General features: G+C 73.9%; 14 protein-coding genes. 7 read left to right on the forward strand and 7 right to left on the reverse strand.

From position 1 onward, the window contains the following. Positions 1-123 precede the first annotated feature (123 nt). On the reverse strand, positions 124-627 hold the full coding sequence (locus ACYVPE_RS13165) for a hypothetical protein (RefSeq protein ID WP_461033711.1): 504 nt from the start codon (positions 625-627) through the stop codon (positions 124-126). 106 nt (positions 628-733) lie between these two features. On the opposite strand from ACYVPE_RS13165, the gene ACYVPE_RS13170 reads away from it, so the two are divergent. Further along, the gene (locus ACYVPE_RS13170) at positions 734-880 is read left to right on the forward strand and encodes a hypothetical protein (RefSeq protein WP_461033712.1); all 147 of its coding nucleotides are present in this window, start codon (positions 734-736) and stop codon (positions 878-880) included. 98 nt (positions 881-978) lie between these two features. Here ACYVPE_RS13170 and ACYVPE_RS13175 read toward each other — a convergent pair whose 3' ends face one another. The 6 genes from ACYVPE_RS13175 to ACYVPE_RS13200 all read right to left on the reverse strand — a co-directional run bounded on the left by ACYVPE_RS13175 (position 979) and on the right by ACYVPE_RS13200 (position 6,894). Further along, positions 979-2,217 (reverse strand): beta-ketoacyl-[acyl-carrier-protein] synthase family protein, encoded by a 1,239-nt coding sequence (locus tag ACYVPE_RS13175; RefSeq protein WP_461033713.1) that lies wholly within the window; start codon positions 2,215-2,217, stop codon positions 979-981. Further along, on the reverse strand, positions 2,198-3,148 hold the full coding sequence (locus ACYVPE_RS13180; protein ID WP_461033714.1) for an acyl-ACP desaturase: 951 nt from the start codon (positions 3,146-3,148) through the stop codon (positions 2,198-2,200). The genes ACYVPE_RS13175 and ACYVPE_RS13180 overlap by 20 nt, the downstream gene beginning before the upstream one ends. Further along, positions 3,145-4,380: a cytochrome P450 gene (locus tag ACYVPE_RS13185; protein ID WP_461033715.1), complete on the reverse strand. Its 1,236-nt coding sequence runs from the start codon at positions 4,378-4,380 to the stop codon at positions 3,145-3,147. The genes ACYVPE_RS13180 and ACYVPE_RS13185 overlap by 4 nt, the downstream gene beginning before the upstream one ends. A gap of 116 nt (positions 4,381-4,496) precedes the next feature. Beyond that, on the reverse strand, positions 4,497-5,720 hold the full coding sequence (locus ACYVPE_RS13190) for a beta-ketoacyl-[acyl-carrier-protein] synthase family protein (protein WP_461033716.1): 1,224 nt from the start codon (positions 5,718-5,720) through the stop codon (positions 4,497-4,499). Continuing rightward, entirely contained in the window at positions 5,720-5,944 is a 225-nt protein-coding gene (locus ACYVPE_RS13195) for an acyl carrier protein (RefSeq protein ID WP_461033717.1), read from the reverse strand. Before ACYVPE_RS13195 ends, ACYVPE_RS13190 begins: the two co-directional genes overlap by 1 nt. A gap of 128 nt (positions 5,945-6,072) precedes the next feature. Then, entirely contained in the window at positions 6,073-6,894 is an 822-nt protein-coding gene (locus ACYVPE_RS13200) for a FadR/GntR family transcriptional regulator (RefSeq protein WP_461033718.1), read from the reverse strand. Positions 6,895-7,169: 275 nt separating this feature from the next. Here ACYVPE_RS13200 and ACYVPE_RS13205 point away from each other — a divergent pair, with 275 nt between their 5' ends. Genes ACYVPE_RS13205 through ACYVPE_RS13230 form a run of 6 tightly spaced genes read left to right on the forward strand, consistent with a single transcriptional unit; the run spans position 7,170 to position 13,299 of the window. Further along, positions 7,170-8,564 carry an MFS transporter gene (locus tag ACYVPE_RS13205; RefSeq protein ID WP_461033719.1) on the forward strand — a complete coding sequence of 465 codons (1,395 nt, stop codon included), beginning with the start codon at positions 7,170-7,172 and terminating at the stop codon, positions 8,562-8,564. Then, on the forward strand, positions 8,561-10,306 hold the full coding sequence (locus tag ACYVPE_RS13210) for a dihydroxyacetone kinase family protein (protein ID WP_461033720.1): 1,746 nt from the start codon (positions 8,561-8,563) through the stop codon (positions 10,304-10,306). Before ACYVPE_RS13205 ends, ACYVPE_RS13210 begins: the two co-directional genes overlap by 4 nt. Before the next feature lie 2 nt (positions 10,307-10,308). Continuing rightward, positions 10,309-10,812, forward strand: coding sequence for a ribose-5-phosphate isomerase (locus ACYVPE_RS13215; RefSeq protein ID WP_461033721.1), 504 nt, complete (start codon positions 10,309-10,311; stop codon positions 10,810-10,812). Continuing rightward, on the forward strand, positions 10,812-11,603 hold the full coding sequence (locus tag ACYVPE_RS13220; protein ID WP_461033722.1) for a triose-phosphate isomerase family protein: 792 nt from the start codon (positions 10,812-10,814) through the stop codon (positions 11,601-11,603). The genes ACYVPE_RS13215 and ACYVPE_RS13220 overlap by 1 nt, the downstream gene beginning before the upstream one ends. Beyond that, positions 11,603-12,415, forward strand: a complete 813-nt coding sequence (locus ACYVPE_RS13225; protein ID WP_461033723.1) for a sugar phosphate isomerase/epimerase family protein — start codon at positions 11,603-11,605, stop codon at positions 12,413-12,415. Before ACYVPE_RS13220 ends, ACYVPE_RS13225 begins: the two co-directional genes overlap by 1 nt. Beyond that, positions 12,415-13,299, forward strand: a complete 885-nt coding sequence (locus tag ACYVPE_RS13230; RefSeq protein WP_461033724.1) for a phosphogluconate dehydrogenase C-terminal domain-containing protein — start codon at positions 12,415-12,417, stop codon at positions 13,297-13,299. The genes ACYVPE_RS13225 and ACYVPE_RS13230 overlap by 1 nt, the downstream gene beginning before the upstream one ends. Positions 13,300-13,407: the final 108 nt, after the last annotated feature.

The following is a 13,407-nucleotide window of genomic DNA, read 5'->3' on the forward strand; positions in this document are numbered from 1 at the left end:
GCCGGCGGCGCTCGCGCCGCCCGGCCGCCGAGTGCGTGGCGCACGCACCCCCCGTGCGCCACGCGCCCATTCCCCCCTCTTTCCCCCCGGTTTCCCCCGTGCCCCCGTGGGGCGCCTGGACGGTCAGCGCTCGACCGAGCGCACCTCGACCGCGGTCGCGGACACGATGTCCACCACCCACACCTCGGCGCCCGCCGGCACGGCCCGCTGGCTCCGTGCCGAGTACTTGGTGCGAAGCCCCGCCACGTCGAGCAGGACCTCGCCGTAACCCCCGTCGGGTATCGGCGTGATGACCGATCCCGCGACCCCCACCAGCGTCACGTCGCGAGACGCCGCGTCCGGCTGGTCGCCCATCAGCGCCCGGCTCAGCCGCAGCACCCCCCAGGCTGCGCCGGCCCCCGCCGCCGCCCCCACCGCGGCGGCGGGCACCGGACCCATGCCGGTCGTGCCCTGGGCGATGGCGCCCACGAAGCCCAGCATGGAAAGGAAGGCGGTGGCGGCCGGCAGCGACAGCCACCCGTCCGCGCCGGCGAACCCGTCGAGAAGCCCGTCGAGCACACCGTCGAGGACGAACACCAGCCCCAGCAGCACCAATCCCCCGATGCCGAGACCGAGAAACCACCCCACCGGACTCACCTCCCCCGCAAGCCGCCTTCCGGCCTGTTGAAGGGATAGTGCCAGGAGGGTGTGACATCGCGCATTGCCGGATTCCGGCAATCTTAACGCGTTCTTAATGCCGACTGGCCGCCTCCGCACGGTGTTCGACTGGTCCACGGAGCGTCCGGCGGGCCGGGCCCGCATCGACCGGGTGTTCCAGCATGTCGTCGCCCCCCGGCGGGCGTTGGCCGAGGCCCGCCGCGCCGTGGCGGCCGGTGGCTGACGGAGGCCCAGGCCGCCACGTGGCTCGACCACCTGGCGGCCGACGCCTGACGAAAGTCAGGTCGAAACCAGACCAAAGGCGACTTACGGGCGGCCGGATCAGCCTGGTCTGCTGAGGATCAGCACGCTGTTGTGCCCCCCGAAGCCGAAGGAGTTGGTCATGGCGATGTTCACCTCAGCGGGACGCGGCCGCCCGGTCACGATGTCGAGTTCGAGCCCGGGTTCCTGGCGGCCGAGGTTGGCCGTCGGCGGGAGGCAGCGCTGTTCGATGGCCAGCACCGCGAGCCCGGCCTCGATCGCGCCGGCCGCGCCCAGGGCGTGCCCCAGCACGCTCTTGGGCGCGGTCACCGGCGGCCCACCACCGCCGAACACCCGCCGGAGCGCCAGCGCTTCGGCCCGGTCTCCCGGCGGGGTCGAGGTGCCGTGGGCGCTCACCAGGTCGACGTCGCCCGGCTCCCGCCCCGCGTCGGCCAGCGCGGCGCGGATGGCCCGCTCGGCGCCCGCGCCCTCCGGGTGGGGGGCGACCGGATGATGGGCGTCGCTGGTGGCCCCGTGCCCGAGCAGCAGGGCCCGCACGTGGGCGCCGCGCCGCCTGGCGTGTTCCTGGCGCTCGAGCACCAGCACCGCCGCGCCCTCGGAGAGCACGAAGCCGTCGTGCTCCGCGTCGAACGGCCGGGAGGCCGCGGCCGGTTCCTCGGTTCGGCGGGAGAGGGCCTGGAGTTGGGCGAAGCAGGTGGCGGTCATCCGCGAGCGGCCGGATTCCGCGCCGCCGGCCAGCACCACGTCGCAGGTCCCGGCCGCCAGCAGGGCGCGGGCCAGGCCGAGGGCGGTGGCGCCGGAGGCGCAGGCGCTTGCCACGGTGAAGCTCGGCCCGTGGGCGCCCAGGTCCAGGGCCACCTCGCCGGCCGCCATGTTGGGCACGCTGCGGGTCAGCGCGGTGGGCGAGACCCGCGTCGGGTGTCCCTGGTCGAGCCTGGCGAACTCGCGGGGATAGGTCTCCAGGCTGTTGCTGCCGGCGCCGATGGCCACCCCCACCCGCGCGGCGGCCCAGGTGTCCGGGTCCAGCTTGGCGTCCGCGACGGCCTGGCGGGCGGCGGCCAGCCCGAGCTGCGTGAAGCGGTCGAGCCGCCGGGCCAGCCTTCGGCCGTAGGCGGCGTCCGGGTCGAAGCCGTCGACCCGGCAGGAGAAGTCCACGGGGAGCCCGGCCAGTTCGGGGTCGGCGCGGGCCAGTCCGCGGCCGGCGCAGAGGGCGGCCCAGGTGGCTTCGGCGGTGGGGCCGCCCGGGGTGATCATGCCAAGGCCGGTGATGGCCGCCGCCTCAGCGTCGGGCACCGACATGGCTCACCGCCTCCATCCGCTCGTAGAGCTCCCGGAAGCGGTCCGCCATGGCCCGCAGCTGGTCCAGATGGCGGCCGAGGCGGTCGCGGGCCGCCTCGCCGGCCGGGCCGAGGTCGGTGCGGGTCATGACCCGCAGCGAGCGCACCAGCGGGAGCACCACGTGTTCGCGGTGGATGCCCAGGTGGTAGATGCCGGCCGCGGCGATCCGCAGCGCACGCTGCTGGAAGCCGGGAATGGCGGTGCCCGGCATCTGGAAGCCGCAGACGACGTCGGCCAGGGCGACGGTCGCCGCGTCGGGGGCGATGGTCAGGGCGTCCGCGAACAGGTCCCGGTAGAAGAGCATGTGCAGGTTCTCGTCGGCCGCGATCCGCGAGGCCAGCAGCTTGCCGACCGGGTCGCCGCAGCTCGCGCCGGCGTTGCGGTGGGCCTCCCGGGTGGCCAGCTCCTGCACGGTCACATAGGCCATCGCGTGCAGCACGGTGGGCTGGTCGCTGGTGTAGCCCCCGGACACCTGGCGCATCCGGCACCGTTCGAGCTCGACGGGGTCGACGGCGCGGGTGGCGTGCAGGTAGGCGCGGAGCGCGTCGGCGTGCCGGCCCTCCTCGGCGGTCCAGCGGTGCACCCAGGTGCCCCAGGCACCGTCCCGGCCGAAGCGGGTGGCGATCTCGAAGTGGTAGCTGGGCAGGTTGTCCTCGGTGAGGAGGTTCACCAGCAGCGAGTCGCGGACGGCGGGCGGCAGCGGGGACTGTTCGGGGCGCCAGGGCTCGCCGTCGAGCGGCCCGTCGAAGTCGCGGGCCGTGCTCCACGGCACGTAGGAGTGGGGCATCCAGATCTGGGCGGCGGCCAGGTGTCGGTCGAGCAGCCGGGCGACGGAGGGTTCGAGCTCCGTGAGGATGTCGCGAGCATGGCGAGAGGGAGAGGGGCTGGTCATCGAGGTCTTGCTTTCGGAAGGGTCTGATCGGCTGTCACGAACAGCCGTGGCGGATGGGGGAGTGCGAGCCCCCGGGGCGCCTCGGGTGGCGCGGCGAGCCGCAGCCGCGGGAAGCGGTCGAGCAGCCGGGGCAACAGGGTGGTCAGCTCGAGTCGGGCGAGCGCCGCCCCCAGGCAGTAGTGGACGCCCGTCCCGAAGGAGAGGTGTGGCTGGCCGGCGGCGGCCGGGTCGCGGTTGGCGGCAGGCAGCAGCAGATGCACCAACTGGTCCTTGGGCACGTGGATGCCGCCGAGCAGGCGGTCGCGGGTCGCGACCCGGCTGACGACGGCGGCCGAGGGGTTGCGGCGGATGATCTCCTCGACGGCCACCGGGATGTGTCCCGGCGTCGCCCGCGACCGGTCGGCGAACCCGGGCTCTTCGATGACGGCCCGGGCCAAGCTGGTGATGAGGGTGGCGGTGGTCTCGAAGCCGGCGACGAACAGCATCGCCGCGTTCACCGCGACGTCATAGGAGGTGAGACCGGAGGAGGAAGAAGAAGCGGAGGAAGCGCAGGCGCGGCCGGCCCAGCCGGAGAGCTGGTCGGTGCCCGGCCGGCGCAGCCGGGAGTCGACCAGCGGCAGGAAGTAGTCCTTCAGCTCCTCGGCCGCCCGGTCCGCGTCGGCGAGTTGGGCCGCGGTGGGCGAGAGCTCCTGGACGACCGAGTAGCGGCGGGCCAGCCGGGCCAGCAGGCTCGCGTCGGCCGGCGGCGCGCCCAGCCAGCGGCACATGGCGCGGGCGGGCAGCGGCTCGGCCAGCAGCGCCGTCAGGTCGGCAGGTCCTTCGCGCAGCGCCGCGGCCAGCTCGTCGAGGCACCCGTCGGTGAACTTCTCCACGGCCGGGCGAAGTTCGGCGAGGGCGGTGCGGGCGAGCCCCGGCGCGATCCCGGCGCGCACCAGGGTGTGCCGGGGCGGGTTCAGGGTGAGCAGCGAGCTGGTGAGGTCGACCAGTGAGCGGTGGTCGCGCCAGCCCGGTGTCGTGCGGTCCCGCCAGGCGGCGTCGGGCAGTTGGAAGTCCGGGTCCCGGAGTGTCTGCCGGCACTCGCGGTAGCCGGTCACCAGCAGGGACCTGAGCCAGGGCACCGGCAACACGGGCCCGAGCCTGCGGAGTTCGTCGTGGATGACGGCGGGTTCCGGGGCCTCGCGGAGCCGGAGCAGCAGCCGGGCGGCGGCCAGGGCGATGGCCGGAGAGGACACAGCAGAGGAGACAACAGCGGGGGCAGGAGAGGAGGCAGGAGCGGAGACGGCGGAGGGGCCGGCGGCGGGGTGGGCCCGGTCGGCGGGGGCCGGGTCGGTATGTGCCGGGGGCCGGGTCACGCGCATCGGAACAGCAGGGCGGCGTTCTGGCCGCCGAAGGCGGAGGACACGGTGAGGGCGCCCGGCGAATCGGGTGCGGGGCGCGGCGCCTTGGCGACCACGTCCAGGTCGAAGTCGGGGTCGAGCCGGTCGAGGTTGGCGGTCGGTGGGATCAGCCGCTCGCGCAGCGCCAGCACGGTGGTGGCCGCCTCGATCGCGCCTGAGCCGGCTCCGGCGTGGCCGAGTGCGCCCTTGGTCGCGGTCACCGGCGGCCGGTGCGGCAGCGTCCTGGCCAGCCAGCGGGCCTCGGTCGCGTCGTTGGCCACGGTGGCGGCGCCGTGCGCGTTGACGTGGCCGACGTCCGCGGGGTGCCAGCCCGCGTCGGCCAGGGCCGCCCTGGTCGCGCGCTCGCCGCCCGCGCCCTCCGGGTGCGGGGTGGTGGGGTGGTGGTTCTCGCCCGCCGCGCCGCAGCCGGCGAGCCAGGCCAGCACGGGCGCCCGGCGGGCGCGCGCGTAGCCGGGACGTTCCAGCACCAGGACGCCGGCGCCCTCCGCCACTACGAGCCCCGCCCGGTCGGCGTCGAACGGCCGGCAGGCCGCGGCCGGCTCGCCCGCCCGCCGGGAGAGGGTGCCGAGCTGGGCGAAGCCGGCGACGGTCAGCGGGTGGCGAAGCGATTCAGCACCGCCCACCACGGCCACGTCCAGGTCGCCCGAGCGCAGCAGGTCCCTGGCCACCCGCGCCGCGAGCAGGCCCGAGGCGCAGCCGGCCACCGTGGCGAAGGCGGGCCCGGTCACGCCGAGGTCGTGGGCGATCTCGGTGGCGCAGGCACTGGGCAGGGAGCGCGGCAGGGCGGTCGGCGAGATGGTCTCGGCGCGGCAGGCCAGCAGCCGCCGGTGCGCCTCGGTGACGCCGGCCAGGCTGGAACCGCCGGCGCCGACGAGGACCCCGACCCGGGCCGGGTCCCAACCGCCGGCCGGCAGGCCCGCCATGGCCAGGGCCTCGCGGGCGGCCACCAGGCCGAGCTGGGTCACCGGGTCGAGCCGCCTGGCCAGCCGCCGGCCGAGCAGCGCGTCGCCGTCGAAGCCGGGCACCGCGCAGGAGATGTCGACGGGCAGCCCGGCGAGCGCCGGGTCGCGGGTGGCCGTGGCCGCGCCGTCGCGCACCGCCCGCCAGCTCGCCCGGACCCCCACGCCGCCCGGGGTGACGAGGCCGATCCCGGTGACGGCGATCTCGCCGCCCACTACGCGCCCGCCGAGGCGGTGGCGTACCGTTCCGCCGCCGAGGCCAGCGTGCTGTCCAGGTCGACGTCGTCCACCAGCAGCCCGGTGCGTTCGGTGACGATGACGGCCAGTTCGGTCAGCGACAGCGAGTCAAGCTCGAGATCGCGGAAGGTCGCGTCGGGCCTGACCGCGTCGGCCTCGATGCCGAACTCGTCGGTCAGCAGCGTCGCAAGCAACTCGTACACCGGCACTCCCTCGCCGTTCCCTGAACCCGTCCCCCTCGCTAACGGCTGCGTGAGCGGCGGCGGTTACGCGGGTCGGGGCGGTTCAGCCGAACGGGTTGGGCGGTGGACGAGGGTGAACGGCCTTGCGCTCAGCGGCTCTCGGCCGGTACCCCCCGGCGTTCGGCCGGCGTGGCGTCGGCCGGCCCGGCGCCGTCGCGGTGCGCGTCGTCGTCCGCCTGCTCGGTGCCGAGCGAGGACTGGAGCCGCTCGCTGGCCAGCCGCATGTGCTCGGTCATGGCGCGGTCGGCGGCCTCCGGGTCGTGCTGCCGGATGGCCTCCAGGATGGTGCCGTGCTCGTGCAGGGTGCCGCTGATGGTGCCCTCGACGTCGCCCGCGCGCTCCATCCAGACCTGGAGCAGCGCCCGGATGCTGTGCAGGATGTCGTCGAGCACGGTGTTGCGGGCGATGTTCGCCGTCTCCAGGTGGAAGGCGATGTCGGCCTCGATGAAGGCCGCGACGTCGCCGCCGGCCTCCCGCATCCGCTCCAGGTGGCCGCCCAGTCTGGCCACGTCCGTCTCGTCGGCGCGCTCGGCGGCGAGCCGGGCGGACATCCGTTCCATGAAGGCGCGCACCTCGACGAGGTCCTGGGTGCGGCGCTGGCCGAGCATCAGTCCCCAGTTGATGGCGCGGGGCAGGAACTCCGAGGTGCTGGCCCGCACGTAGGAGCCGGAGCCCGGCTTGATCTCGATGATGCCGAGCACGTCGAGCGCGGAGAGCGCCCCCCGCACGCTGGAGCGCGCCACTCCCAGGGCCTCCGCGAGCTGGCGCTCGGCGGGTAGCCGGGTGCCGGGCCTGAGGTTCCCCTCGGTGAGGTGGTCGAGGAGCCGCTTGGCCACCTCGCTCACGGACGACTCACGCACGACGGGCCGCAGGAGCGAGACGAAGTCCGGTTGATCGGTTGGCGCAGTCACCCGTCAAGTACATCAGACCGGGGGTGAAGCACATCACGGGCCGTCACGCCACTCGAACCGCCCGGTACCCCAATCGGACATATAGCCTGAAAGAAGTACGAAAGATTTTGGTAAATTGGTTACCAATCCCTTTGGTAAATTGGTAACCACTGTTAACGTGAGCGTTCCCGACCCCGCCCGGTGGGGCGCGGCCCGCTCGCCGCAGCCTCCCGGAGGGTGCAAACCGCTCGGGCAAGGAATCGGACAAAGCTGTCCGAAGCACCAAGGAGTGACCCATGGGAGCCGCAGCACAGCCCCAGGACGCAGGCGCCATAGAGAGATCCGCCATCCGGAAGATCTCGGTGCGGCTCGTCCCCTTCGTGGCCCTGATGTTCTTCGTGAACTATCTGGACAGGACCGCCGTCTCCTTCGCGGAGCCCAACGGCATGGGCGACGACCTCGCGCTCACCGCGGCCCAGTTCGGCTTCGCGTCCGGCGTCTTCTTCATCGGCTACATCGCCCTCGAAGTGCCGAGCAACATGGCCCTGCACCGGTTCGGCGCCCGCCGCTGGCTCGCCAGGATCATGGTGACCTGGGGGATCGTCTCCCTCCTCTTCACCTGGGTGCAGAACAGCGAGCAGCTGTACGCGCTGCGCTTCGTCCTCGGCATCGCCGAGGCCGGCTTCTTCCCCGGCGCGATCCTCTACCTCAGCCAGTGGGTGCCCGGCCGGCACCGCACCAAGATCCTCGGGCTCTTCTACCTGGCCCAGCCGCTGACCACCGTGATCGGCGCCCCGCTCGCCGGCCTGCTGATCGAGCGCCACGGCCTGTTCGGCCTCGAGGGCTGGCGCGTGATGTTCCTCGGCGTCTCGCTGCCCGCGATCATCCTCGGCGTCGTCGCCTGGTTCTACCTGATCGACCGGCCCGCGCACGCCAAGTGGCTCACCCAGCAGGAGAAGGACTGGCTGGAGACCGAGCTGGCCGCCGAGAACGTCGGCAAGAAGGGCGCGGGCAAGGCCGAATCGCACGGTCGCGAGGCCCTGAGGACGGCCTTCACCAGCTCCCGGGTCTGGATCCTCTCGCTGATCTACTTCGGCTTCATCTACGGCCTCTACGCCCTCGCGTTCTTCCTGCCGACGATCATCAACGGCTTCCAGGAGGACTTCGACACCAACTTCAGCGTCATGGACAAGGCGCTGATCACCGCCATCCCGTACCTGCCGGCGGCCGTGGTGCTCTTCTTCTGGTCCCGCCACGCCACCCGGCACGGCACCAAGGCCTGGCACATCGCGGCCCCCGCGGTCGTCGGCGGTCTCTCCATCCCGCTCGCGCTCTACATGGACTCGCCGGCCGCCACGGTCGCCGTCATCACCGTCACCGCCTGTTCGATCTTCGCCGCCCTGCCGGTGTTCTGGTCCGTGCCGTCCCGGTTCCTCACCGGCGCGGCCGCCGCCGCCGGCATCGCCCTGATCAACACCATGGGCAACGTCGCCGGCTTCGCGGCCGGCTACGTCACCGGCTGGCTGAAGGACTTCAGCGGCGGCTACCACCTGCCGCTGTTCCTGGTCGGCGGCTTCATGATCATGTCCGGCGTGCTGATGGTCTGGCTCTCCCGCCGCCCAGGCGACGAGGCCGCCCCCCTCGACGAGCCCGACCCGTCCGCAGCGCCCCTCGCGGAGGCCCATCGATGACCCAGCTGTTCAACGACCCCGCCGCCTTCGCCGACGAGGCCCTGGAGGGCTTCGTCGCCGCCCACCGGCGGTGGGTGCGGCCGACCCCGGGCGGCGTGGTGCGCGCCGCCGCCCGGGTGCCGGGCCAGGTCGCCGTCGTCATCGGCGGCGGCAGCGGCCACTACCCGGCCTTCTCCGGTCTGGTCGGCCAGGGCCTGGCCCACGGCGCCGCCGTCGGCAACGTCTTCGCCTCCCCCTCGGCCCGCCAGGTCAGGGGGGTCGCCAGGGCGGTCGAGGCCGGCGGCGGGGTCCTCCTCACCTTCGGCAACTACGCGGGCGACGTGCTGCACTTCGGCCAGGCCGCCGAGCAGCTGGCGGCCGACGGCGTCGACGTCCGGGTGCTGCCCGTCACCGACGACGTCTCGAGCGCCGCGCCCGAGGAGGCGCACAAGCGCCGCGGGGTCGCCGGCGACCTGGTCGTCTTCAAGATCGCCGGCGCCGCCGCCGAGCGCGGCCTGCCGCTCGACGAGGTCACCCGCCTCGCCGCGCTCGCCAACGACCGCACCCGCTCCTTCGGCGTCGCCCTCAGCGGCTGCACCCTGCCGGGCGCCGACGAGCCGCTGTTCACCGTCGAGCCCGGCCGGCTCGCCCTCGGCCTCGGCATCCACGGCGAGCCCGGCATGGGCGAACGCGACGTGCCGAGCGCCGACGAGACCGCCGGGCTCCTCGTCGACACCCTGCTCGCCGAGCTGCCGGCCGGCGTCGAGGCCCCCGCGGGACAGCGCGCCGCCGTGATCCTCAACGGTCTCGGCGCCGTCAAGTACGAGGAGCTGTTCGTCGTCTACCGGCAGGTGTCCAGGCTGCTCGCCGCCGCCGGCGTCGAGGTCGTCGACCCCGAGGTCGGCGAGCTGGTCACCAGCTTCGACATGGCCGGCGTCTCGCTCACCCTCTGCTGGCTCACCGACGAGCTCGAAACCCTGTGGACCGCGCCCGCCGACGCCCCCGCCTTCCGCAAGGGCGCCGTCACCGCACCCGCCACCACCGCGGACGAGCCCGCGGCCGAGCCGGTCGACACCACCGAGGACGCCGCGCCCCTCGTCGCCGACGAGGACGGCCGCCGCGCCGCCCGCCGCACGCTCGCCGCCCTGGCCGCCGTCCGCGCCACCGTCGACGCCCACGCCGACGAGCTCGGCCGGATCGACGCCGTCGCCGGCGACGGCGACCACGGCATCGGCATGCGACGCGGCTCCCACGCCGCCCACCAGGCCGGCGCCGACGCGGTGGCCCGCGGCGCCGGCGCCGCCACCTCCCTCGACCCGGCCGCCGCGGCCTGGGCCGACCGGGCCGGCGGCACCTCGGGCGCCCTGTGGGGCGTCATCCTCGGCTCCGTCGGCTCCGCCCTCGGCGACACCGGCCGGCCCACGCCCGCCGCCGTCGCCTCCGGCGTGACCGCCGCCGCCACCGGCGTCATGCGGCTCGGCAAGGCCGAGGTCGGCGACAAGACCATGGTCGACGCCCTCGTCCCGTTCGCCGACGCCCTCGACCAGGCCGTCGCCGCCGGCGCGCCGCTGGCCGACGCCTGGGACGCCGCCGCCACCGCGGCCGAGGCCGCCGCCGCCGGCACCGCCGAACTGCTGCCCAGGATGGGCCGCGCCAGGCCGCACGCCGAGAAGAGCCTGGGCACCCCGGACGCCGGCGCCCACTCGCTCGCCCTGATCACCCGCGCCATACAGCAGACCCTCGCGACGAAGGAAGTTGACTGACGATGAGCGAGACCCCCGACCGGTCCGGCAGGCTCGACAAGCTGCGGATAGTCGTCGGCGCCGACGACGCGGGCTTCGCCTACAAGGAGGCCCTGAAGAAGGACCTGGAGGCCAGCGACCTCGTCGCCACCGTCACCGACGTCGGCGTCGACGCGGAAGGACACACCGCCTACCCCACCATCGCCATCGCCGCCGCCGAACTCGTCGCCGCCGGCAAGGCCGACCGCGCCCTGCTCGTCTGCGGCACCGGCCTCGGCGTCGCCATCAGCGCCAACAAGGTCAGGGGCATCAGGGCCGTCACCGCCCACGACTCCTTCTCCGTCGAGCGCGCCATCCTCTCCAACAACGCCCAGGTCCTCACCTTCGGCCAGCGCGTCGTCGGCCTCGAACTGGCCCGCCGGCTCGCCGCCGAGTGGCTCACCTACCGCTTCGACGCCACCTCCGCCTCCGCCGGCAAGGTCCAGGTCCTCAGCGACTACGAGAACAGCTGCGCCGGAGCCGCCTGATGCGCACCGCGCCCGCGCCCGCCGTCACCATCGGGGTCAGCCTGAAGATGTACTTCGGGCACCACCAGACCCTCAACTGGTCACGTCGCACCGCCGCGATCGCCACCCGGCACCCCGCCGTCACCACCGGCCTCGCCGAGCTGTTCGTGCTGCCCTCCTTCCCCGCGCTCGTGCCCGTCGCCAGCATCGTGGCCGGCTCGGGCGTCCGGGTCGGCGCCCAGGACCTGGCCGCCGAGGACGCGGGCCCCTACACCGGCGAGGTCAGCGGCGCCCACCTCAAGGAGATCGGCTGCGCCTACGCCGAGGTCGGCCACGCCGAGCGCCGCCGGCTCTTCGGCGAGGGCGACACGGTCGTCGCCGCCAAGACGGCGGCCGCGCTCCGCAACGGACTCACCCCGGTGCTCTGCGTCGGCGAACTCAACCAGGCCGACCCAGCCGACGCCGCCACCCGCACCGTCGCCGAACTCGCACGCCTGCTGTCCGGGCTGACCGGCCCCGTCGTCGTCGCCTACGAACCCCAGTGGGCCATCGGCGCCCCCCAGCCCGCCTCCACCGCGCACATCCGCACCGTCTGCGCCGCCCTCTCCGACTGGCTCGCCGGCCAGCCCGCACACGCCGGCAGCCGGGTCATCTACGGCGGCAGCGCAGGCCCAGGACTGCTGGCCGACCTCGGCACCGACGCCGGCGGCCTCTTCCTCGGCCGGTTCGCCCACGACCCGGCCGCCGTCGCACGGATCCTCGACGAGGCGCTCGCCCTGCACGGCGCGCCCACCGCGGAGGCGACGCTCTGATGGCCTACGGACTCAGCACCTACGCCTTCTTCTGGCGCCTCTCCTCCCGCGCCCCCCGGCCGCTGAGCATCCACGAGATGCTCGACCAGACCCACGAACTCGGCGGCCAGGTCTTCCAGATCTGCGACCACCCGCCGGTCGAGGCCCTGGACGACGCGGCGCTCGCCGCGATCCGCCGACAGGCCGACTCCGCCGGCATCGCCCTCGAACTCGGCACCCGCGGCGTACGCCCCGACCACCTGCGCCGCTACCTGACCCTCGCCGAGAAGCTGGGCGCCACCTTCGTCCGCTCCATGCTCAACACCGCGGACCACCGGCCGAGCGTCGCCGAGGCCACCGCGCTGCTCACCGAGGTCGTCCCCGAGTACGCCGCCCGCGGCGTCACCCTCGGCCTGGAGACCTACGAACAGGTGTCCACGGACGACCTGCTCGCCGTGGTGCGCGGCGTGGACAGCCCACACCTCGGGGTCTGCCTCGACCCGGGCAACAGCGTCGCCCGACTCGAACGGCCCATCGACGTCATCGACGCCACCGCGCCGTACGTCGTCAACATCCACGTCAAGGACTTCGCGTTCACCCGCCGCGACGGCTGGGTCGGCTTCACCTACGCCGGCTGCCGCCTCGGCGAGGGCCTCCTCGACTACCCGTACCTCGTCGAGACGGTGCGGCCAGAGGAGAAGGGCGTCAACCAGATCGTGGAGCACTGGCTTCCCTGGCAGGACGGCTTCGAGGAGACCGCCCGCATCGAAGCCGAATGGACCAAGCACAGCATCGGCACCCTGCTGAACAAGAATCTCCTGAGGAGCAAGTGATGGCTACCGAAGCCACGACCGCCACCGTCGCGGTCATCGGCGCCGCCGGCAAGATGGGCCAGCGCGTCTCGAACAACCTGGTCAAGAGCGACTTCGCGACGCTGTTCAGCGAGAACTCCCCCAAGGGGCAGGAGCTGCTGCGCGAGCTGGGCCGCGAGATCACCGAGGGCACCGAGGCCGCCGCCCGGGCCGACGTCGTCATCCTGGCCGTCCCCGACGTGGTCCTCGGCACCGTCTCCGAGACCCTCGTCCCGGTGATGAAGCCCGGCGCCGTCCTGCTCACCCTGGACCCGGCCGCCGCCTACGCCGGCCTGCTGACCCGCCGCGCCGACGTCCACAACGCCGTCGCCCACCCGTGCCACCCGTCGGTCTTCCTGGAGCGCACCACCAAGGAGGAGTACGCGGACACCTTCGGCGGCATCGCCGCCCCCCAGGAGGTCGTGGCCTCCTTCGAGCCGGCCACCGAGGCGGCCGACCCGGCCGCCGCCTCGGCGCACGCGCTCGCCGAGTCCGTGATCCGCACCATGTACGCGCCCGTCGTGGACGTCCACTGGGTCACCGTCAAGCAGTTGGCCGTCCTGGAGCCGACCCTCGTCGAGACCATCGCCTGCATGGTCGGCGCGCTGCTCACCGAGGCGCTGCACGAGACGGTCCACACCGTCGGCGTCCCCGAGAAGGCCGCCCGCGCGATGCTCCTCGGCCACACCCAGGTGGCCCTGGCCAACACCCTCAAGGGCGACAACCCGTTCTCCGACGCCTGCCTGATCGCTATGGACTACGGCCGCGAGTCGATCGTCCGCGACGACTGGAAGAAGGTCTTCGACGACGCGGAGCTGGACAAGGTCATCACGAGGATGCTTCGCATCAAGGAGATCAAGCGCTAACGCGCCGCTTGGCCTGACCGGACCCCGGTTCCCCCCCACCCACCCGCCCTCCCCGCGCGGGGCGCCCCCGGCCCGGCCGGCCGCCCCGCTGCCGGGGCCCTTTGTCGC

The organism is Streptomyces mayteni, from assembly GCF_054783955.1.

Coding starts and splice junctions, on each gene's coding strand:
- ACYVPE_RS13170 (WP_461033712.1), top strand. CDS start 734: ATGCCGACTGGCCGCCTCCGCACGGTGTTCGACTGGTCCACGGAGCGT.
- ACYVPE_RS13175 (WP_461033713.1), bottom strand. CDS start 2,217: ATGTCGGTGCCCGACGCTGAGGCGGCGGCCATCACCGGCCTTGGCATG.
- ACYVPE_RS13180 (WP_461033714.1), bottom strand. CDS start 3,148: ATGACCAGCCCCTCTCCCTCTCGCCATGCTCGCGACATCCTCACGGAG.
- ACYVPE_RS13205 (WP_461033719.1), top strand. CDS start 7,170: ATGGGAGCCGCAGCACAGCCCCAGGACGCAGGCGCCATAGAGAGATCC.
- ACYVPE_RS13210 (WP_461033720.1), top strand. CDS start 8,561: ATGACCCAGCTGTTCAACGACCCCGCCGCCTTCGCCGACGAGGCCCTG.
- ACYVPE_RS13215 (WP_461033721.1), top strand. CDS start 10,309: ATGAGCGAGACCCCCGACCGGTCCGGCAGGCTCGACAAGCTGCGGATA.
- ACYVPE_RS13220 (WP_461033722.1), top strand. CDS start 10,812: ATGCGCACCGCGCCCGCGCCCGCCGTCACCATCGGGGTCAGCCTGAAG.
- ACYVPE_RS13225 (WP_461033723.1), top strand. CDS start 11,603: ATGGCCTACGGACTCAGCACCTACGCCTTCTTCTGGCGCCTCTCCTCC.
- ACYVPE_RS13230 (WP_461033724.1), top strand. CDS start 12,415: ATGGCTACCGAAGCCACGACCGCCACCGTCGCGGTCATCGGCGCCGCC.